Below are 20,486 nucleotides of genomic sequence, written 5' to 3' on the forward strand. Positions count from 1 at the left end.
GGACGATACGAAAAAGGTCCGGCACCCAACGGTGTCGGACCTTTTCATTTGCGCATATTGGCCGGCGCACGCCTCCGGCATGCTACATAGCCAATGCGAACATGTTGACGACCTACGGTCGGCAACAATACTGATGGAGCCTCGCCCTTGGTGGGACGAGGCTCCATGGTCGGCTGCTCGACAGTCCACCGGACTGTCTCACGACGCCTCCGCGCGTATTGGCCGGCGCATGCCTCCGGCATGCTACTTGGCCAAAGCGCCCATTGGATCCCAGGCGGGGAGGGGGATGGCGGGCTGGGTGAGGGCGTCCTGATACTCCTTGGGCAGGTAGGACTTGGGGACGGCGACCTCGTAGACGAACTCGCTGAACCAGTCGTCGCTCATCGTGAAGTAGCCCTTGTCGGCGATCTTGTCGCCCCACGAGTTCTCCACACGCCAGCGGCGCGTCGTCTTGCCGTCGTCGGCCACGTCGACGCCCACGAACGCCATGGCATGGTTCATCGCGGAGTCGGCGAAGCGCACGCGCTCCTCCTTGTCCATGTCGAAGTCGGCGTCATACACGCGGTCGTATTCGAACAGGTCGGTGGCCCAGGCACCGTTCGTGCGGTCCATCATCGGATGGCAGTCGGCACCGAACCAGACGGGGATGCCCTGCTCCTCCATGATGCGGCGGGCGCAGTCCTTCATGAAATCGACCGGAACGTTGAGGTATTCGGTGGGAGCGCCGCCGACCACGTTGCCCAGATGCTCGATGGCGATCTTACGCCTCTTCGGATGCTCCGCACGCGGATCGTCGACCAGGCACACATAGTCCTCGAGTCCGGCGTCGACGTAACGGTTCCAGAACTCGACCGGCGTGATCTCTCCGACGCGATGGAAACCGCCCTCGTCGTCCGTCCACTCCCAGTCGAAGCTCGTCGGCGGGGTGCCCAGATGGATGGTGAGGATACGGTGCGCGGCGGCCAGCGTCTCCTCGATCGTCGCTGCGGCGTCGGCGCCCTCATACAGGCGTGCGACGGCGCGGCGCAGCACATGACGCAGGTTCACGTTCATCTGGCCGGTGTTCTGGCTCGACGCGGTCTCGGGGAACAGGTCCTTCGGCACAGCGCCGTACTTCGTGTAGACGTTCAGCGCCATGGTCCACTGGCCGCCGTCGCCCATCACGTCGTGCAGCAGATGCTGCACCAGGCGCGAATCCTCGGATTCGCCGGCGGCGACGAGGGCCGCCACATCCTGCATGAAGTAGTTCACGCGCTCGAGCTTGTCGTAGTACATGGCGTAGCTCTGCGAGAACTCGAAGTCCTTGACGCCGAGGTTCTTCTTGGCCACGAAGCGGGCCACGTTCAGCGAGCTGAACAGCCAGCAGCGGCCGGAACGGGCCTGCGAGGTGACCTTGCCGTTGTCGACGGTCGTCGAGAAGCGACGCTGCAGCGAACGGGCGCGGTCGAAGTTGCGGGCCACCTTGTCGATGCCGGAATCGGTGACCGCATTCATGGCGATGCGGTTGGCCTCGCGGGCGTCGAAACGCTCGCGCAGTCCGGCGAGGCGGTCTTCGGAAAGCGACATGAAATCAGGCATGGTGCTGCTCCTTGTGCTGGGGTTCGATCGACGGCGGCATCTGCGCGGGGGCCGGCAGCGGATCCTGCTTCGGCACGGCGATGGTCTCGGCGATGTCTACGAGCGGGGCATGCTGCACGGAGGAGACGGACGGGGCCGGGGCCTCCTGCACCGGCGCCGCGGGCTCGGCCGGAGCCTCGACCGCCACGGGGACGTCGGCCACAGCGGATTCGGCAGGCTCTTCGGCGGCGGGCGCAGCCACCGGGCCGGTCGTCTCGTCCACATCATGGGCGGGCAGCGATTCCGGAGCGGAGGCCACGGCGTTGGCCACCGGCACATCCGGGGCCTCGTCCTTCTCGGTCTTGGCGACCGGGGCGGCGATGGACGGCACGTCGGCCGACTTGTTGCCATCCACATGGCCGTTGCCGCCGAAGCCGAACGCGTTGGAGAAGATGGAGCGCAGCTCGTCCACGCGCGCGGTGATGGAGGCCTCGCGGGCCTGCAGCGCGGTGATGTGGTCCTGCAGACCCTGGATCTCCTTCTGCGCGGCCTGACGGCGCTGCTCGATCTGGTCGTCGGCCTTGCGGGAGGCCTCCTCGATCATGTCCTTGCTCTGCTTGTCGGCCTCCTGACGCTTCTGCACGGCGTAGGCGTCGGCGTCGGCGCGGGCGGCGCGGGCCTGGGAGAGCAGCTCGTCGGACTCCTGCTGAGCCTGGGCGCTGCGCTCCTTGATGTTCGCGAGCACCTCGTTCACCTTCGCGGTGGCGTCGTCCTGCTGGGCGGCGATGTCCTTGCGGATCTGCTCGACCTCGGCGGCCACCTTGGCCATGCGCTCGGAACGCTCCACCTCGGCGGAGTCCGTGAGACGACGGGCGTTGGCCTGCGCCTTCTCGATGATGTCGCCGGCCTGGCGCTTCGCGTCGGAAAGCATCTTGTTCACCTGGTCACGCACGTCGTTGAGACGGTCGTTGGCCTGGTCGAGGGCCTTCTGGATGCGGTCGTCGGATTCGCTCTTCTTACGGGCGATCTCCTCGTCGGCGGCCTGGCGCTGGCTGGCGATCTCCTGCGTGAGCTTCGTGCGCTGCTCGGCCATCTCACGCTCATGCGACGACTTCTGGGCCTCCAGGGCCTTCTCCTGATCGCCGCGCTTCGTGGTCAGCTCGAGCTGCAGCGTATCGCGCTGCTCCTTGGCCTGCTTCTCGGCCACGGCCTTGAGCTGCTGGGCGGTCTGCTGGGCGGAGGAAAGAATGGTGTTGGCCTCGGTGCGCGCCTTCGACACCATGGACGCGGCCTCGGACTGGGCGTCGTCATGCACCTGCGTCGCGTCGATGGAGGCGTTGTTGAGGATGGTGTCCGCCTTCTCCTGGGCGGTCTTGCGAATACGGGCGGCATCCTGCTTGGCGCGGTCGAGCAGCTCGCGGCTCGTCTGCTCGGCGGAGGCGAGCAGCTGCTGGGCGGAGGCGCCAAGGGAGGCGAAGGAGTTCTTCTGCGGCGCGGCCTTGCGCGCCTTCTCCTTCTGAAGCTCGGCCTCGAGCTTCAGAATGCGCTGGTCATAGGCCTTGATCTGCTCACGCATGCGCTCCTGGTTCTCGCGCATGTTGGCCATGGCCTGATCGACATGCTCCTTGTCATATCCTCGCAACACCACGGGGAAATTCTCTGCCATAACGACTCCTGCCTCACACAATCCGAGATTGCCTATACGGGGTGCACTCCCCCGACTGGTAGGAACTTTAGCGCAGTCGAAAGGCCCCTACGGCGTCGGCGCGCCGCCTTGCCACAGATGTCACACACTTGACACAGGATGTTCGAAAAACCACTTCCGCAAACAGCTTGCGGAAGTGGTTTTCATGGTATGGGAACGTTTGAATGCCGATATATCGACCATGTCGGCGACGTCTAGATCTCGTCCGCGTAGATCTCGTCGGAGAACGGCTGCATGGCGTAGCCCACGGTGGCCCGTACCGCATCCTCGGCGGCGGCGACCATCTGCCCAAGAGACAGCCCCGAACCATACAGGCCGCCGTCGCCCACCTTGGGGAAGCTCAGGAAGCCCGAAAGCGTGCGCGCCTGCTGCGCGTTCCAGTGCAGCAGCTGATAGAACAGCGAGTTGCATACGAACGTGCCGGCGTCGGAGCTCAACGTGGCGGGGATGTTCTGCTCGGTGAAGTCATGCAGGATCGCACGCAGCGGCAGACGGGTCCAGTATGCGGCCGGCCCGTCCGGCTCGATGGGCGTGCGGCGCGGCTGCACGTTGTCGACGTCCGGACGCGAGGCGTCGATGAGATTCGTGGCGCAACGCTCCAACGCCACCGAATGCGCGTGGGTCTTGAGACCGGTGGCGATGACCACGTCGGGATGCACCGCCTCGATGGTCTCATGCAGTTTCGGCCACGCGTTCTGGAAGCTCAGCGGCAGCAGCACCGAGGTCACCTGTATATCGGCTCCTTCGGGGGCCCCGGCCACGCCACGCGAGGCGAGCGTCGTGCTCACCTCGGCGGAGGGGTTGATGTCGATGCCTTCGTAATGGTCGAATCCGGAAATGACGACGTTGAACTGCTGCATGGTTTCAGTGTAGCCGCAGACACGGCCGACGACGGGTCAGCGGCGCATCTGCTTGAAGGCCTCGGCGAACACGGCGTGCATCCGCTCCTTGGCCTCCTCGCGGGTGCGCGGGCCGGAGATCGCCTCGGCGATGTTCTCGGCGACGGGGATGTCGGCCAGCGTGGTGATCTTCAGATTCGTCTCGGTGCCGGCGACGATGGCGACTGGGGTGTCGGGCAGGTAGTCCACCACCACGCGGGTGTCGTCGGTCGGATGGAAGTCGGGGTCGTCGTCGGCCTGGGCGTACGCCTTGCGGATCGTGGCGAAACGGAATGCCTGCGGCGTCTGCGCACGGAACGTGTTCGGACGGTCGGGCACCGTGCGGATGACCTTGCGGTCGCCGAGGTCCTCGGTGAGCAGCACGGTGTCGGTGGATGCCACGGCCACGGTGGCGGCCTCGAACTCGTCGAGCGCGTCGATGCAGCCGTTGATGGAATGCTGCTCGACGAACGGACGGACGGCGTCGTGGATCAGCACCTTCGCCTCTCCTGGGATGCCGGCGTCGGCAAGCATCTGCAGCGCGTTCTGCGTGCTGTCGGAGCGCTCGGCGCCGCCGGGGATGACCGCGCGCACCTTGCCGAATCCGTTGGCGTCGATGAGCCGCTCCACCTCGTCGCCCACCTGCGCGTTGACCACCACGATGACGTCGGTCACACGCGGGTTCTTCTCGAACGCCTCGATGGACCACACGACGATCTCCTTGCCGCCGACCGACACCAGCTGCTTGGGATTGTCGGGATCGAAGCGGGTGCCGAAACCTGCGGCCAGCACCACGGCGACCACGGGAACGGAGGACGGGGAAACACTGCTCTTCTCACACATGCCCCCAACCGTAAGCCAGCATGGCGGCCTGCCGGCGCCGCCGTCCGAAATTCTGCACCGAATATGCAACTGGACGGCGACGCGGCCGCTCCCCTACTCGCGCACGACGAGGGCGAGCAGACGGCCTTCGTGGGTCTTGCCGGCGAGCGCGGCACGGCGGTGCGAGAACCACAGCGGGTTTTCGAGCGTGCACAGGCTGTGACGCACGTTGCCGAGACGCTCATGCAGCTCGGGATCGCCCTCGTTGTCGGACCTGCACAATGCCTTGAGCTCCTCGTCGTCGGCGAGGTACTTGGTGGCGGCGTTGACGCGCGGCATGGAGTCGACCGTGTGGTGCACGCCGGCGAAGGCGAGGTCGATCATCGCGGCTTCGGCGATGTCGATGCCCGCGCCGCCGAAGCGCGATGTGGTCTTGGTCAGCGGGAAGCGCTTCTGGAAGTCTTCGGCCACTTCGTCGCCGACCTCGTAGCATTCGCCGCAGATGCGCGGGCCGAGCGTGGCGACGATCTCGTCGCGCTTGGCTCCCTTCTTGACCATCAGGTCGACGGTTTCGCCGATGACGCCCCGCTGCAGGCCGCGGCGGCCGCAGTGGGCGGCGCCGATGATGCCGGTGGCCGGGTCGGCGAACAGGACGGGCAGGCAGTCGGCGGCGAACATGCCGAGGGCGATGCCCGTGCGCGACGTCGCCTGGCCGTCGGCCTCGATGCGCTGCGATTCGCGCTCCTCGCCCAGCTGCGTGCCGGAGGCGTCAAAACCGTAGGGCGCGTTCTCGCGGTACAGGTCGTCGACGTCCACGGCCACGGCGGAATGCACCTGGCCGACCAGCGAAAGCCTGGCGTGGATCTCGCCGGCGAGCGCCTCGCGGTTGGATTCGATGGCGGCGGGGTCGTCGCCTCCGCGGCCGCCGAGGTTCAACGCCGCGTAATCGCCCGTGGAGACGCCGCCGAGGCGTGTGGTGTAGACGACCTTGACGCCGGGGGCGAGCGGAATCGGGATGGTGACGGGCACGGGGCGGCCGTCGTCGTAGTGGGTCGGCAGCGTGTTGCTGTCGAGGATCTTGGCGTTGGGGTCGTCGGGGTTCGGATTGTCGAGCGGATTGGTATTGGCAGTGGTGGAATCGGTCATGATGCCTTCCTTTATTCGGCTTTGAGCGTGGGCTTCTTGGTGCGCGAGCGCATTGCGGCGTTGAGCGGCACCTCATGCGGGCAGGGCAGGGAGAACACGCGCGCCGGATGATTGATGGCCGCGACGGGTACGCCGTCGGCGTCTTCCAGGCCGTCGTCGGGCACGGTGTAGGCGAGCGGCGCCTCGCCGGGCAGCACGAATTCGACGAGCTGGCCGGGTTCGATCTTGTTGCGGGCCATGATGGTCACGCGTCCGCCGCGTTCGGCGCTCCAGCCGAGGACTTCGCCCACGACGAGCCAGTCGCGGAAGTATGCCGACCGGTCGGTGTTCTGCGTCACCTTGTGCTCGGGATAGTAGAAGCCGGTGGAATAATCGCGGTGGGCCACCTTGTACGGTTCCTCGACCAGCCATTCGGGCAGTTCGACGCGCGTCGTCGGACGGCATCTCGCGTGATGCCAGCCTTCGGGCAGGACCTCCTCGCGCGTGTTGGACTTGCGGCGGGTGGAGCGCGCACGGTAGCTCAGGTCGTCGAGCTGCGCCCCGCCGGCGGAACGGGCCGCGGCGTCCTCCACAACGCCGGAGGCGCCGGGGTCCGCATCGCCTTCGACCGGCGTCTCGCCCGGCATGCCGGCGAATGCCTTGTCGGCGTTGCGTTCGATGTCATCGTCGGCGGTCCCTTCGAAGTCCGGGTCGCCCGGTCGGATCACGCAATCGCGGAACGGGCGCAGCACGTTGCCGTCGGAGTCCTCGAATCCGCGCTGCACCATGTATTCGTTGACGGCGGTCTTGTAGGCGTTGGTCATGGCGGCCACATAGTAGGCGCTCTTCGAACGGCCTTCGATCTTCAGGCTGCTCGCGCCGGAGTCGAGAAGATCGTCGATGTGCTCGAGCATGTTCATGTCCTGCGAGTTGAAGAGGTATGCGCCCTCCTCGGTCTGCTCGATGGGATAGTACTGGCCGGGCCGTTTCTCCTCCACGATGGAGTACTTCCAGCGGCAGGGCTGGGCGCATTCGCCGTGGTTGCCGTCGCGGCCGGTGAGATAGTTGGAGAACAGGCATCGGCCGGAGAACGCCATGCACATGGCGCCATGCACGAAGCATTCGATGTCCATGTCGTCGGGGATGCGGGCGCGGATGTCGCGCACGGCCTGCAGGTCCATCTCGCGGGCGAGCACGACGCGTCGGGCGCCGAACTCGTAGAGCGCCTGCGCGGCGCCGTAGTTGGTGACGCCGGCCTGCGTGGAGACGTGCAGTTCGAGGTCGGGCGCGACCTGATGCGCCATCATCATCACACCGATGTCGGTGACGATGAGTGCGTCGATGCCGGTGTCCTTCAGCTGGCCGATGTAGTCGCGGATCGCCTCGACCTCGGCGTTGCGCGGCAGTACGTTGAGCGTGACGTATACGCGGGAGCCGACGGCATGGGCGTAGCGTGCGCCCTCCTCGAAGTCGGCGAGGCTGAGGTTGCGCGGCGCGCTTCGCATGCCGAAGGCCTTGCCGCCGCAGTAGACGGCGTCCGCACCGTAGTCGATGGCGGTCTTGAGTCCGCGCAGGTTGCCGGCGGGCGCGAGCACTTCGGGGCGATGCCGCCGCACGATGGACGCGGTAGGGGTCAACATGTTCAGGGTTTCCATTGATGAAGTCATAGCATAGGCCAGTCTAGCCGAGGCCTATCTCCAAAATACCGCCCCGGATTCCGGAAAGCGCGTCTCCCCATTCCGCCCCCCGCAGCGGGCGCTACAGCACCGCCATGGCGAATTCGGCGAGCAGCTTGAGTCCGTAGACGATGATGACCGTGCCGCACACCTTGTTGAGCACGCCGATGACCTTCGGACTGAAGCGGTCGCGGAACGCGGAGACGAGCAGCGTGACGCCGATGAACCAGCCGACGGACGCGGTCTCCACGCCGGTGATGAACGGCGTGGACTGCGATGCGGTGAGCGTGGCGCTGAATGCGCCGAGCATGAGCGTGCCGTCGATGATGGCCTGCGGATTGCACCAGGTGACCACGCACGCCGTGGAGATGGTGTGGCCGAGGTCGTCGGACTTCGTCATGGATTTCGCGGCGGGCTTCGTGCCGTCGTCCGTCTTCGCGCCGCCCTCGGTCTCCGGCCTGGCGCGCAGCAGCCCCGCGCCGATGCGCATGACCACCAGCCCGCCGATGGCCAGCACGCCCAGCTGCAGCCACTCGTACCGCTGCATCAGCGACCCCACGCCGAAGAAGCAGGAGAGCGAAAGCGCCACCTCGAACACGATGACGATGAGCGCGGTCGCCAGCGCGCGACGACGCGTCTTGGTCAGCGCCGAGTTGATGACGAACAGATTCTGCATGCCGATGGGCGCGATATACGCCAATCCGACCGTCAATCCCTGCAGATAGAACCCCATGATCACCGATGCACACTTTCTTCCCAATCAACCGATCCATCGACCGGCAAATCAGCCAAGTTGGTTTTGGTTGGTTTATCACAATCCACCCAAATCATGCCAAAACACCATCATCACTCGACTGATTTCATTGCAATTACTGCAATTTTATATGACCAAACGATTATTGTAGGAGTACAATACCAATCGGCAACCAGCCAAAACGCGGAGCGTGCGCTCAACCAAAGAGCCGCCAATCCGCCAAGAACACTTTCATGGACACTGTGCCGGCCGACGCATGGCAACGGTCGGCGCAGGCACCGGACCATATGCTTCGCCCACAACGCCCCGAGGAGGACCGACCATGGCACGATCAGCGCCGCTCGTCATCGACTGGAAGCCGGACCGCGCATCGGGAGTGCCGATCACCGAGCAGATCGTGCAGTACATGTGCGCGCAGGTCTCGGGCGGCGCGTGGCCGATCGGCTCGCGCCTGCCGTCGCAGCGCGCGCTGGCCGAAGGCTTCGGCGTGAACCGTTCGACGGTGATCGCGGCCATCAACGAACTCGCCGACTACGGCATCGTCGAGGGACTGCACGGCGCCGGCACGCGCATCGTCAGCAACACATGGTCCCTGATGCTGCCGGGCGCCCCCGACTGGGCGGACTATGTATCGTCGGGATTCTTCAAGGCGAACAACACCACCATCCAGGCCATCAACCGTCTGGAATTCGACCCATCGATGGCCAGGCTCGGCACCGGCGAGCTCGACCCGCGGCTCTTCCCCCGCGACATGTGGCATGACGTGCTTACCGAGGCCGCAAGCGAAATCGATTCGATGGGATACCCCGAACCCGAGGGCATCCCCGAACTGCGCGAGGCCATCGCCGCGCATATGCGCGAATCGGGCATCAAGACCGGGCCTGAGCAGATTCTTGTGACGTCCGGCGCCCTCCAGGCCCTGCAGATCATCTCGATGAGCCTGCTGAGCACGGGCTCGACCGTGTTCGCCGAGGCGCCGAGCTACATCAAGTCGCTGCAGGTGTTCCAATCGGCGGGCATGCATCTCGCCGGCGTGCCGATGGATGCGAACGGCATCGACGTCACGGCGCTGTCGCACATACTCGCAGGCGGCACGGCAACGTCGGCGGCCACCGCCGCCACGGCAAGCGCCGCCGCTCCGACGTCGACGCCCGCGCATCCCGCGCCATCCCGCCGCAGCGGGCGCAATGGACGCGGCTCGGTGCTCTACACGATTCCGACGAACCACAACCCCACCGGCGTCACCATGAGCGAGGCAAGACGCCGCGAACTGCTGGAATGCTGCGTGGCCAACCGTCTGCCGATCATCGAGGACGGCGCCTATCAGGACCTCGTCTTCGACGACTCCCCCACCCGGTCGCAATCGCCCGTCCCGCTGAAATCAATGGACGAGACCGGCATGGTCATCTATCTCGGCAGCGCGTCGAAGGCGCTGGCACCGGGTCTGCGCATCGGCTGGATCGTGGCGCCCGAACCGATCGTGCATCGCCTCGCCGACGTGAAGATGCAGATGGACTACGGCGCGAGCCTGCTGTCGCAGTGGGTGTTCGCCCGGTTCCTGACCAGCGGCAGGTACGGTATGTTCCTCGCCGAACTGAACAAGGAGCTACGCCGCCGCCGCGACGCCGCATTGGCGACGCTCGACCGCCTGTTCGACGGCATCGCGCATTGGAACACGCCCGGCGGCGGCTTCTACATCTGGCTGACGTTCGACGAACCGATGCCGATGGGCCGGCTGTTCCAGAAGGCCGTCGAGGCCGGAGTGCTGCTCAATCCGGGCGATATCTACGACTTCGAGGGCGACAATTCACTGCGCCTGAGCTACGCATACACCACGCCGGCCGAGTTCGCCGACGCCGCCGAACGCCTGGCCGCCGTGGTGCGCGCGCTGGGATGACGCCCTCCGGAATGGATCGGAGGCAGGCAACCTACTTGCTGGCGATGTCGACGACGTCGATGTTGCCGTCGGCGATCGAGCACACCTGATCCCACACGACCTCGTCCACGACGACACCCTCCCTGTGGCTGCGCTCGCGGTTGGCGAGCGCGTGCTCGCCGGGGTATGCAACCGGACGGTCAGGGTCCTCGGGGCGGGCGTTGTGCACGGCGTCGATGCGACGGTCGAGCTTGGCCTGGTTCTCGTCGTGGTCGCCGAACATGTCGGGGTCGAAGGCGATGAACACCTGGCTGCATCCGCCGCAGCTGCCGTTTCCGGCCCCGTCCATGTCGGAGCCGGTCATGCCGTTCGACATCAAGGCCGCGGCGAGGTCCAGGGCAATGGCGAGGCTGCTGCCCTTCCAGTATCCGGTGGGCAGGATGCGCATGCTGTCCTCGATCTTGCCGGGATCGTCGGTCAGGTTGCCTTCGGAGTCGAATCCGCCGGGGAACGGCAACTTCTTGCCGGCGAGGCGGTAGACGCCCAGCTTGCCGTAGGCGTACTGGCTCATGGCCATGTCGACCACGACCGGCCCGTTCTCGCGCGGGATGGCCACGCAGAACGGGTTGTTGCCCACGCTCGGTTCGACGCTGCCCCACATCGGCATGCAGCTTTCGGTGTTGATCCAGTTCATGCCCACGTAGCCAGCCTCGGCCATGCGCCATGCGTAGGTGCCGCCGCGCATCCAGTGGGTCGTGTTGCGCAGGGTCACACAGCCGATGCCGTGTTCCCTGGCGAGCTGCATGGCGCGGTCGGTGCAGAAGAGGGCGTTCGTCACGCCGATGCCGAGCTGTCCGTCGTAATTTTCCACGGCCCCCACGGCCTTGACCAGCCGCGGTTCGCCATCGAGGTTGACCCAGCCCTTGCGCGCGTATTCGACGAATCGGGGCACACGGTTCAGCCCGTGGCTCTCCACGCCGGCGGCACTGGACTCCGCATGGACGGCGGCGCAGGTGGCGGCCTTGTCCTCGTCCATGCCGACGGCGATGAACGCCTTGCGGATGGTTTCCTCGACCTGCTCGTAGGGTACACGCTTGCTCATTGGGTCGCTCCTTTCACCACCGCATGCGGCGACGTTCCGCCGTGCGGCCTGACATGGATGAATGCGGGAGATCGGACGGACGGATTCGCGTGTCCATATGCTCGCGGGGGACGTCAGACCTGCCTCCCATAGAACCTCACGCCGCATCGCGCATCTTCTTCCATACAATCGTCCTTGGTTATACGTTGATTATTTCTTTGTTATAACCAACGTATAAAACAATAACAATCCGTGGATAATCCACGCCGATGATGGGAAAAACAGGAGGAAAAATAACCCGGGAAAACAAAAGGCCTCCCCTAAGGGAGGCCTCCGGACACGGTGCCGACCGAACTGCCGCGGTCTCAGCCGAGCTTGGCGAGCTCTTCGTCGGTGAGCTCAAGATCGCCGGCCTTGAGCGAATCGAGGATGGTCTCGGGACGGTGCGCGCCGGGAATCACGAACATGTGGTCGCCCTTGGCGAGCTCCCACGCGAGCACGACCTGCTGGTAGCTCACGCCATGCGCGGCCGCGACATCGCGGAACGGGTCGAACTTGGACTCGTCGTACGGATGGCGGTAGCCGCCGAGCGGCGACCAGCAGACGAAGGCCAGCCCCAGCTTGGCGCAGTAATCGAGCGTGTCCTGCGTTTCGAGATGAATCGGCGAGTACTGGTTCTGCACGGCGATGAGCTTGTCTCCGAGGATGCCGCGGGCGATGTCGATCTGCTCGATGCTCGCGTTGGAGACGCCGGCGTACTTGGCCACGCCCTCGTCGACAAGCTGCTTCAGCGCCTCGATGGATTCGTTGTACGGCACCTCGGGATCGTGACGGTGCAGGTACAGCAGGTCGATGGCATCGACGCCGAGCGCCTGCGCCGACTGCTTGCCATATGCGAGCAGATGCTCGGGCTTGCCGTCGCGCGGCCACAGCGGCTCGCCGTTCGGACCCCATTCGCGGCGCAGACCGATCTTGGTGGCGACGGTCACTTCGTCACGCGGACCGCTCCAGGTCTCGAGCGCCTCGCGCGTGAGCTTCTCGCCGGTCTGCTCCTCCTCGCCCGGCGTGTAGTACGCCCAGGCGGTGTCGATGTGGCGGCAGCCGGCGTCGAGCGAAGCATGCAGCGTCTCGATGCCGACGGCATGGCCGCGGTTGTTTTCGATGGTCAGCGGCATTTCGCCATGGCCGATGGCCGTGGTGTCGAACGGGCCGAGATTGCGATGCATCACCATGATTGGGCTCCTTGAATCAAACGCGATTATACGTGACTATGGCGTGTACGACATGGTTTCGGCGGCCGTGGCCGGCCGACGAGACCGTCACCGCCAGTCTATCGCCGGCCCTGTCGATATCACATGAAAAACGCCTGACGGGTGCGGTAATGGTGGCGGAAGTCCTCGATGGCGTTGTCCTGATGCAGACGCATCGCCTCGACGGCCTTCTCCTCGTCGCCGGCGAGGATGGCATCGAGGATGGCCAGATGCTCCCGGCATGCATCGCGCACGCGTTCGGAGCGGATGGACGCCATCACCGCACGCACACGCTGGTTCTGCGTCATCAGCATCTTCATGATGTCCACAAGACAGGAGTTGCCGGTGCGTTCGGCGAAATACATATGGAGCTCGAAGTCGAAGTCGCGGCTGACCTCCTCCGTGGTGGCGTCCTTGGACTCGATCTTCGAGACCACGTAATCGCGGTACCTGATCACCGATTCACGGTCAAGATTGGGAAAAGCCTTGCGCAGGATCTCCGGCTCGACCATCTGACGGGTCTCCAGCATGTCGAACGCGTCCTTGACGGAAAGCTGGCTGACCACCACTCCCTTGCGCGGCATGAGCTGCAGCAGCTTCTCCTCCGCAAGCCGATTGACCGCTTCGCGAACGGGGGTACGGCTGATACCCAGCGACTGGGCGACCTCCTGCTCGTCGAGATAGTCACCAGGCTTCAATTCGCACGATATGATCCGCTGACGCAGATATTCGTACGCGATATCCTTCTTGCTCCGTGTCATAATTGCACATATTACCTATGGTCAAGTGGCCGAAAAACCAATATTTCCAACTTTTCCTCCGTTTTTCGTACGTCCGACGAGCGTGTAACGTTTCCCCTACGCGTAAACGGCACGATTACCGACACGTCGGACGATGAAACGGGGGAATACGGAAGAAAACGATTGCCTTCGACACCGGCGGCATCATCGACGTCGGCTTCGATTCCGGTCACGATACGTGAATGAGGTTGATTGTCGGGCGACGCGCGGAATCGTCGTCACCAGCGCGACGGCAGCCCGTCGCCAATGACTGCGCCCGACCCTAGGGGGCATATCCTCCGGGGTCGGGCGCGGTGTTTCCGTCATCATGATTCCGTTGGCCGCTGGCAGCGCGGGCGGTCAGGCCTCCAGCGGGATCGTCCGCTTCGGCCGCGGGAACCGGTTGATGAACAATCAGGGAGGACGGCCGTCGGGGGCATCTCACGAGAGATCTCATCCTCCGACGGCCATCCTGCAGGCGATCGCCTTGCGACGATCACATCGAAACGATCACATCGCGTCCTCGCGGGCGGTCAGGTCGCGGCCGGTGACCTCCGGCATGATGATCGCGGCGATCAGGGTGCACACGGTGTAGAAGGCCATGAGCACGGCGAGGGCGATCCAGGAGTTGAACACGGTAACCAGCGCGGCGGCGATCAGCGGGCCGAAACCGCCGGTGATCAGGTTCGGGATCTCCTTGGCGAGGGCGAGCTGCTCGTAGCGGTGTGCGGAGCCGAAGCACTCGGCCATGGTGATGTTCTCCAGCGAGAAGAAGGAGAGCACGGTGATGTTGTGCATCACGATGTAGCCGATGAAGAACAGCAGGGTCGGGTTGGAGAAGTGCGGGATCATGCCGTTGGCGGTCTGCTCGAGCGTGGTGTCGGTGCCGAGGTTGTTGACCATGAGCAGGAAGCACGGGACGATGATGATCAGGCCGACGATGGTGACGATCTTGTACATGCGTTCGCGGCCGATCCGGTCGCCGCACCAGCCGATGAACGGCACGGTCAGGAAGCCGACGAGCGAGGAGTAGACGACCACGTTCGAGGCGACGGACTTGGAGACGAGCAGGTTGGCGGTGAGGAAGGTGATGAGGTAGGTCTGCACCATGCCGGAGTTGCCGCACTGGCCGAAGCGCAGGACGCAGGCGATGATGAACGCCTTGAGGGAGCGCGGGGTCTTGGCGATCTCGGCGGCGGCCTTCTTCTCGGCCTCCTTGCGGGCCTTCTCGGAATCCTTGTCGATCGGCTTGTCGTAGCCGGCGATGGTCTCCTCCACGGAGGTTTCGTAGACCGGGGTCTCCTTGAGGTGGATTCGGATGAAGACGGCCACGCCCATCACGATGACGGAGCCGAGGAACGGGATGCGCCAGCCCCAGTTGACGACGGCGTCGTTGCCGAGCCAGCCGAGCAGGATGGCCCAGATCAGACCGGCGAACAGGGTGCCGGAGTTGGTGCCGAGCGCGGTGAACGCGGAGACGATGCCGCGGTGCTTCTTCGGGGCGTATTCGGCGAGGAGCACGGAGGAGCCGGCGATCTCGGCGCCGGCGCCGAAGCCCTGGGCCAGACGCAGCAGCACGAGCAGTGCCGGGGCGAGCAGGCCGACCTGGTCGTAGGTGGGCAGCGCGCCGATCAGCGTGGTGGCGCAGCCCATGATGGCGATGGTGATGAACAGCACCTTGGTGCGGCCGATGCGGTCGCCCAGACGACCGAAGTACCAGGCGCCGATCGGGCGGGCCACGTAGCCCACGCCGTACACGGCCATGGCCGACATGATGGCGATGGCCTGCGAGCCATGGCCGAAGAAGATGTCCTTGAAGACGAGTGCGGCGGCCAGCGAGTAGAGCTGGAAGTCCATGAACTCGAGCGCGGTGCCGAGCCAGCCGGAGACGGCGGCCTTGATGAGATCGGCGGTGGTGCGCTGGGCCAGCGTTGGCTCGGCGCCATTCGCCTGAGGCGCGACGGCAGTGGAATCAGCCATGATTCTTCTCTCTTTCGTGCGTTGATATTGGAAAATCTGTAATCTGTCGGAAGATCCGATGTCGGAAATTCTGTTGGAAATCTGTTGAAATCTCCGGGCACGGACTTCATCGTCCGTGCGGGAATGCCGAAGGTGTCGAACGTGGGCGGCCGGCAAGGAGGAAGGGCGGAAAACCGGGGCGGAACCTGGTCAGGACGGAAGACAACCTTCCGCTCCGGCGAAACCGGCCGCCCGACGTTCGGGGGTATCGGCGATGTCGCGAGGCGCTGCGACGACCGTCGAAAATTCAGTTGTCGCATTCGGCGTCCGGCCGGAGGAACCGGCCGTGGACGCCGATGCGGATGTCATTCGCCGGGAACTTCAGTCGCCGAAGGTCAGGACGAGCTTCTTGACTTCCTCGGGGTGCTCATCGAGCAGCTTGAAGGCCTTCTCGGCGTCGTTGAAGTCGAAGACGTGGGTGACCATGCCGTCGTCGCGCAGCGTGCCGGCCTCCATCATGCGGATGATCGGGTCGAACTGGAAGGCCTGCAGGCGGGTGCCCACCACGGTGAGCTGCTTGGCCATGATCGGCTTCTGCGGAATCGGGACCGGCTCGGGGCTCATGCCGAGCACCACGATGGTGCCGGCCACGGAGACGAGGTCGAAGCAGGCCTGGAACGTCTGCGGCAGGCAGGCGGCGTCGAGCACGATGTTCGCCATCTCGCCGTGCGTCCACTCGGCGACGGCCTCCTTGAGATCCTGGGTCCTGGTGTTCACGACCACGTCGGCGCCGTTGGCCTTCGCGAACTCGAGCTTCTCGTCGACGATGTCAGAGACCATCACGGTCGCGCCCTTGGCCTTGGCCACACGCAGGATGGCGATGCCGATCGGGCCGGCGCCCTGCACGAGCACGCGGTCTCCGGCGCGCACGTCGCCGCGGGTGGTGGAGTTGCCAGCGATGGTGTAGGGCTCGGCGAGCACGGCCGTGGTCCACGGGATGTCCTTGCGGATCTTGTGGGCCTGGATGTTCTTGATGACGAGGTATTCCTGTTCGCCGCCGTCGACGTGCACGCCGTTGACCTTGAGGTCCTCGCTCACGTTCGGCATGCCGCGACGCACCGCGTAGCTCTTGCCGGAGTAGGTAATCGGCTCGATGACGATGTGATCGCCCGGCTCGAGGTCGTTCACGCCGGAGCCGACCTCCTCGACCTCGCCGACCATCTCGTGGCCCATCACGCGGGGGTAGGTGACGAACGGGTTCTCGCCATGCAGGATGTGCACATCGGAGCCGCACACGCCCACGGCCTTGATCTTGACGAGCACGTCGTCACGTTCCTCGATCTGCGGCTTCGCCACCTCTTCGATGCTGAGCTCGTGAGGTCCCTTCACTACGATGGCCTTCATTGGTCGTCCTTTCCTTTGTGCTTCGCCGCCGGTCTGCACCGGCACCGGTTCTCACCGGGTTCATCGCTGAACGCGTCGCGTTCCTCTTCGTCGTCGAGGAGTCCGGGCCGTGGTGTTGTCGGCATTCGAATGCGGCCCGATATCGTTCGAATGCCCCGTACGAATCCGATCCGATGGGTCCGCCGGCCGTCACGTCGCCGCGCTGGTGGCTTTCGCCCCATGCCCGGCTTCACGACATTGATGCAATGACTTGGCAGGCGATGGTTCGTTTACCTCATCATTGACGCAAACCGTTGGAATCATGCGAATCTTCTTCGTTATCCCTTGATTATTTTTAAATTATAATTGATTTATAACAAGATAATAACATGAAAATACGATGCGTCAACCCGTTTTGGGAAACGATGCCCTAAAAAAGGTTTTCGCAATAATCGATAGTCTGCCGGTCACGTTGCGATAGCTTGCGACACGCTGTCCCAATAACCACACGCAAGAATGCAATCGACCAGTCGCCGTTTTCCTTCGACATTCCCCGAACAAGGCGCGGGGCAACCGGCCGGACCTCCACGGCCATCAAGGTCCTGCGGCCTTCGAAATCCCCCGCAGCCGTCGAGATCGGCAGCTTTCCAGATCGGAGACGCCCCACGTAAGACATTGGAATCAATGGCATCGCCAAAGTCCGATATAAGCCAGCCATCACGTCATTGTTCAATGGTCCTTCGCCGATTCCCCGACGATTCATGCCAAGACCGGCACAATCGACGCCCCTTTCTCGTGGATTCCGCCAATCCGTTTTTTCGTGGAGCTTTCATCGCCGCTCCCCTACTCGTCCCTATACATGACATGGCAGGCCCCCACCTGCCTCATGCATGACGGCTCCCTTCCACCCGATGGGCCGCGACGATCCTTGTGCAGCAATCCACATCCGCGTGACGCAAAGCGTCGCCACGCACACGTTTGATGGATTGCGATCGATTCATCCCGATTCGCAATGGAATCCATAGGCCCCATGCTTCATAGTGGACTGCGCCGCATTTATCGAGATTTGCAACGCAATCCATAGGAAACGGGAGAATTCCGATGGACCGCGGCGCATTTACCGGAATCCGCAACGCAGTCCATCAAAAATCCGCAGGACGAAAACCAGAACCGTTGCAATCATGCGGTTTCCTGGCTACGGATGATTCTCGTCCGATGGACTGCGCCGTTTTTTCAACGAAAAACGCCGCAGTCCATGAGAATCAGGCCGATATCGATGGATTGCGACGCAAAACGGCGCATATACGACACAGTCCATAATCGACAAGGCGAAAGAAGGATTAGCGGGACGAATCAATCACGATTACGATCCTCATCGGCCGCAATCACCAAATACGCGATTCAGTGGCATCAGATTCCGCAACATCAATATGGGCGGATCCCGCAATACAGCGGCACCCACCCATAACCGGTCACAACATCAACGGAAACACAAACGAAAGCAACCGAAAATTAGTCAGATGATACGACATTGGTCGGCAATCACCACTCGCCGAACGGCACGTACTGCGGCTTGTCTTCATAGAAGCGGAAATACCGCAGTCCGCTTCCCCACCGGCTGGAATCATCAAACTTCATCACACGTACGGCGTGATTATCGTAAGTATTTGCATACAGGGTCTTTCCTGCTATGTCGTAAACCGCAGTGTACTGAGTCCAAGGAACCAGTACCTGCTTATCCTGCCGAATCCTCAGCATGCCCTTAGGCGTGTTTACACAGCTGAGTAACTGGAAAATTTGGTTGACCGCCTCTTCGTCAGTTACCTCAACCGACATTAATTTGGCATAGGCCGCACGCAAGAACCGAGATTCCGGCTTGTAGTCGGCTGGCAGCCCAAGAGGTCCACTCATCGGCTCGTCCATGGTGAATCGAGCTATGGGCTCATCATCACGATACGCAAACGTACGATTCGACGAACGTTCCAGATACGTTTTGAGATTATTCAGATGCCAATCGAAGGTAGGCGCATTGGTGAATACGCCCAGAGGATTCTCAAAGATACGGAATCCGTTCTCCTTCGAAGGTTCCACCACAATTGACCTGCCTGTCTCGTCCTGGAACACGGCATGCTGGGGCACGGACATCCCCATCATCGGACCGGGTTCAGTCGTGATACCGATATCATCATTCAATCGATTACAAATCTCATCCAGAGACGAATACTGCGTAAGAATCCATGTAACCAGCTCCTCACCACGCAGTACCACCTTGCCGGATTCCCGAATTTTCTCAGTAGAGACATACCGATAGAAGTGGTCGAAATAGAACGAGCCACCGCAAATGCCATGTTCATTGATGCCGTCAAGCACCACGGGATGTTCATGCACATCCTCGGCCCAAACAATGCCCATGACCGCGCATTTCACGGTAAAAGGAGTAGTGGTGGAAGCGATACGGGTTCCAGAAGGAATCGTCACACCCGCGTATTCAAAATCCTGCTCGAAATCCTGAGTCCTTCCCCAGTAAGGATTGCCTTGAATACTTGTCAGTTCAATGCCCGTGCACATATGAGACGCCTCCTTACCGGTCTACCGACGACACGGTCTGCTCACGCGCGATGTCGCTGACCGACACCTCGTTCTTCGCGGAAGGGATCATGGCGATTGCAGCACCGACCAAGGCAACCAGTGCACCGGCCACGGTGATTCCATATACATGATTGCCGAGCGCAGGCACCAGCCAATCAATCAACACCGAACCAATCAGCTGACCAGCAGTGGACGCCAGACCAAGCAGCAACAAGCCAAGGCCACGAACCAGCAAAGCCATCAGCGCAATGGACAGCAATCCGAGAGGACCGCCAAGATACATCCACCACGTCTTCGGCAGGTGGAAGGAAACAGCACCGGTAAGCACACGGACGAGCAGTACACTACCGAGCACGCAGAAACCAACGATGAAGTTCCAAGTGATGGAGACCAGCATAGATCCGGTCTCTCGGGCCACCGCAGAATTACCGGCCGGCTGCCAGCCCGCAAGCAGACCGGCAAGGAACGGCAGAACGGCAAGTGCAATCACCGACGGAGCCTGCCAATTCGGCAGCACCACCAGAATCGTAGCAACGATAGCCAGCACAGCACCGAGGATTCGAGGGAAATTGAATGGCTGCTTGACGTCGACGCCAATACCGAGGCGATCGCACAGCAAACCCGAAAGCACCATGCCGGAAATTAGCGTGGTCTGGAAAGTAGCGACACCCAGCACCGATGCTGAAGCTCCCTCGGAGAACACCACCATCGCCCCGCAGCAACCGGCAAGCCAATTCCACCAAGGAATCGACCGAGAAGTAATCTTTCCAGGAATCGAAGCGAACTGCTGACGTGTAGAGCTACGAGCCAAAATGATGATAATCATCACCACTAATCCGGATCCGAATGACACCACCGCAGAAGCGTTGCCATCACCAAGCTCCTTGCCCACTTGCCCGTTTACGGCAGACTGCATGGGGGAAAGCATACCCGCGAGCACGGTGGCAAGGAACAGCAGCGGAACCGCAACCGACTTACCACCGTTAAGCGACGAAGATGAATTGGACATGATCTTCTTCTTTCAATTGATTAGATGATTAATGCATGGAACG

Annotated in this window: 15 protein-coding genes; 1 reads left to right on the top strand and 14 read right to left on the bottom strand. The window is 63.0% G+C overall.

Going from position 1 to position 20,486, the window contains the following annotated elements:
- Nucleotides 1-243 precede the first annotated feature (243 nt).
- From GFD18_RS02775 to GFD18_RS02805, 7 genes are all read right to left on the bottom strand, one after another.
- On the bottom strand, nucleotides 244-1,578 hold the full coding sequence (locus GFD18_RS02775; protein WP_163199957.1) for a C1 family peptidase: 1,335 nt from the start codon (nucleotides 1,576-1,578) through the stop codon (nucleotides 244-246).
- On the bottom strand, nucleotides 1,571-3,223 hold the full coding sequence (locus GFD18_RS02780) for a coiled-coil domain-containing protein (RefSeq protein ID WP_163199956.1): 1,653 nt from the start codon (nucleotides 3,221-3,223) through the stop codon (nucleotides 1,571-1,573). The genes GFD18_RS02775 and GFD18_RS02780 overlap by 8 nt, the downstream gene beginning before the upstream one ends.
- Nucleotides 3,224-3,456: 233 nt before the next feature.
- Nucleotides 3,457-4,122, bottom strand: coding sequence for a pyroglutamyl-peptidase I (locus GFD18_RS02785; protein ID WP_163199955.1), 666 nt, complete (start codon nucleotides 4,120-4,122; stop codon nucleotides 3,457-3,459).
- A gap of 36 nt (nucleotides 4,123-4,158) precedes the next feature.
- Nucleotides 4,159-4,983 carry an IspD/TarI family cytidylyltransferase gene (locus GFD18_RS02790; protein ID WP_163199954.1) on the bottom strand — a complete coding sequence of 275 codons (825 nt, stop codon included), beginning with the start codon at nucleotides 4,981-4,983 and terminating at the stop codon, nucleotides 4,159-4,161.
- Between the two features lie 93 nt (nucleotides 4,984-5,076).
- Nucleotides 5,077-6,108, bottom strand: coding sequence for a polyphenol oxidase family protein (locus GFD18_RS02795; RefSeq protein WP_163199953.1), 1,032 nt, complete (start codon nucleotides 6,106-6,108; stop codon nucleotides 5,077-5,079).
- Nucleotides 6,109-6,119: 11 nt separating this feature from the next.
- The gene (locus GFD18_RS02800) at nucleotides 6,120-7,727 is read right to left on the bottom strand and encodes a peptidase U32 family protein (RefSeq protein ID WP_163199952.1); all 1,608 of its coding nucleotides are present in this window, start codon (nucleotides 7,725-7,727) and stop codon (nucleotides 6,120-6,122) included.
- Between the two features lie 118 nt (nucleotides 7,728-7,845).
- The gene (locus tag GFD18_RS02805) at nucleotides 7,846-8,496 is read right to left on the bottom strand and encodes a LysE/ArgO family amino acid transporter (protein WP_163200037.1); all 651 of its coding nucleotides are present in this window, start codon (nucleotides 8,494-8,496) and stop codon (nucleotides 7,846-7,848) included.
- Between the two features lie 343 nt (nucleotides 8,497-8,839).
- Here GFD18_RS02805 and GFD18_RS02810 point away from each other — a divergent pair, with 343 nt between their 5' ends.
- Nucleotides 8,840-10,414 carry an aminotransferase-like domain-containing protein gene (locus tag GFD18_RS02810; RefSeq protein ID WP_163199951.1) on the top strand — a complete coding sequence of 525 codons (1,575 nt, stop codon included), beginning with the start codon at nucleotides 8,840-8,842 and terminating at the stop codon, nucleotides 10,412-10,414.
- Nucleotides 10,415-10,445: 31 nt separating this feature from the next.
- On the opposite strand, the gene yiaK is transcribed toward GFD18_RS02810, so the two are convergent.
- The 7 genes from yiaK to GFD18_RS02845 form a co-directional block, all read right to left on the bottom strand.
- Nucleotides 10,446-11,495, bottom strand: a complete 1,050-nt coding sequence (gene yiaK, locus GFD18_RS02815) for a 3-dehydro-L-gulonate 2-dehydrogenase (RefSeq protein WP_163199950.1) — start codon at nucleotides 11,493-11,495, stop codon at nucleotides 10,446-10,448.
- Nucleotides 11,496-11,839: 344 nt separating this feature from the next.
- On the bottom strand, nucleotides 11,840-12,706 hold the full coding sequence (locus GFD18_RS02820) for an aldo/keto reductase (RefSeq protein WP_163199949.1): 867 nt from the start codon (nucleotides 12,704-12,706) through the stop codon (nucleotides 11,840-11,842).
- Nucleotides 12,707-12,825: 119 nt separating this feature from the next.
- Complete coding sequence (locus GFD18_RS02825) at nucleotides 12,826-13,485, bottom strand: GntR family transcriptional regulator (RefSeq protein WP_163199948.1); 660 nt, start codon at nucleotides 13,483-13,485, stop codon at nucleotides 12,826-12,828.
- Between the two features lie 528 nt (nucleotides 13,486-14,013).
- The gene (locus tag GFD18_RS02830; protein WP_163199947.1) at nucleotides 14,014-15,483 is read right to left on the bottom strand and encodes an MFS transporter; all 1,470 of its coding nucleotides are present in this window, start codon (nucleotides 15,481-15,483) and stop codon (nucleotides 14,014-14,016) included.
- A gap of 360 nt (nucleotides 15,484-15,843) precedes the next feature.
- Nucleotides 15,844-16,866: a zinc-binding alcohol dehydrogenase family protein gene (locus GFD18_RS02835; protein WP_163199946.1), complete on the bottom strand. Its 1,023-nt coding sequence runs from the start codon at nucleotides 16,864-16,866 to the stop codon at nucleotides 15,844-15,846.
- Nucleotides 16,867-18,387: 1,521 nt separating this feature from the next.
- The gene (locus tag GFD18_RS02840) at nucleotides 18,388-19,413 is read right to left on the bottom strand and encodes a linear amide C-N hydrolase (protein ID WP_163199945.1); all 1,026 of its coding nucleotides are present in this window, start codon (nucleotides 19,411-19,413) and stop codon (nucleotides 18,388-18,390) included.
- Between the two features lie 13 nt (nucleotides 19,414-19,426).
- Complete coding sequence (locus tag GFD18_RS02845; protein ID WP_163199944.1) at nucleotides 19,427-20,443, bottom strand: DMT family transporter; 1,017 nt, start codon at nucleotides 20,441-20,443, stop codon at nucleotides 19,427-19,429.
- Between the last annotated feature and the right edge of the window lie 43 nt (nucleotides 20,444-20,486).

This window comes from Bifidobacterium saimiriisciurei (assembly GCF_010667655.1).
GTDB lineage: Bacteria > Actinomycetota > Actinomycetes > Actinomycetales > Bifidobacteriaceae > Galliscardovia > Galliscardovia saimiriisciurei.

Coding starts and splice junctions, on each gene's coding strand:
- GFD18_RS02775 (WP_163199957.1), bottom strand. CDS start 1,578: ATGCCTGATTTCATGTCGCTTTCCGAAGACCGCCTCGCCGGACTGCGC.
- GFD18_RS02780 (WP_163199956.1), bottom strand. CDS start 3,223: ATGGCAGAGAATTTCCCCGTGGTGTTGCGAGGATATGACAAGGAGCAT.
- GFD18_RS02785 (WP_163199955.1), bottom strand. CDS start 4,122: ATGCAGCAGTTCAACGTCGTCATTTCCGGATTCGACCATTACGAAGGC.
- GFD18_RS02790 (WP_163199954.1), bottom strand. CDS start 4,983: ATGTGTGAGAAGAGCAGTGTTTCCCCGTCCTCCGTTCCCGTGGTCGCC.
- GFD18_RS02795 (WP_163199953.1), bottom strand. CDS start 6,108: ATGACCGATTCCACCACTGCCAATACCAATCCGCTCGACAATCCGAAC.
- GFD18_RS02800 (WP_163199952.1), bottom strand. CDS start 7,727: ATGTTGACCCCTACCGCGTCCATCGTGCGGCGGCATCGCCCCGAAGTG.
- GFD18_RS02805 (WP_163200037.1), bottom strand. CDS start 8,496: ATGGGGTTCTATCTGCAGGGATTGACGGTCGGATTGGCGTATATCGCG.
- GFD18_RS02810 (WP_163199951.1), top strand. CDS start 8,840: ATGGCACGATCAGCGCCGCTCGTCATCGACTGGAAGCCGGACCGCGCA.
- yiaK (WP_163199950.1), bottom strand. CDS start 11,495: ATGAGCAAGCGTGTACCCTACGAGCAGGTCGAGGAAACCATCCGCAAG.
- GFD18_RS02820 (WP_163199949.1), bottom strand. CDS start 12,706: ATGGTGATGCATCGCAATCTCGGCCCGTTCGACACCACGGCCATCGGC.
- GFD18_RS02825 (WP_163199948.1), bottom strand. CDS start 13,485: ATGACACGGAGCAAGAAGGATATCGCGTACGAATATCTGCGTCAGCGG.
- GFD18_RS02830 (WP_163199947.1), bottom strand. CDS start 15,483: ATGGCTGATTCCACTGCCGTCGCGCCTCAGGCGAATGGCGCCGAGCCA.
- GFD18_RS02835 (WP_163199946.1), bottom strand. CDS start 16,866: ATGAAGGCCATCGTAGTGAAGGGACCTCACGAGCTCAGCATCGAAGAG.
- GFD18_RS02840 (WP_163199945.1), bottom strand. CDS start 19,413: ATGTGCACGGGCATTGAACTGACAAGTATTCAAGGCAATCCTTACTGG.
- GFD18_RS02845 (WP_163199944.1), bottom strand. CDS start 20,443: ATGTCCAATTCATCTTCGTCGCTTAACGGTGGTAAGTCGGTTGCGGTT.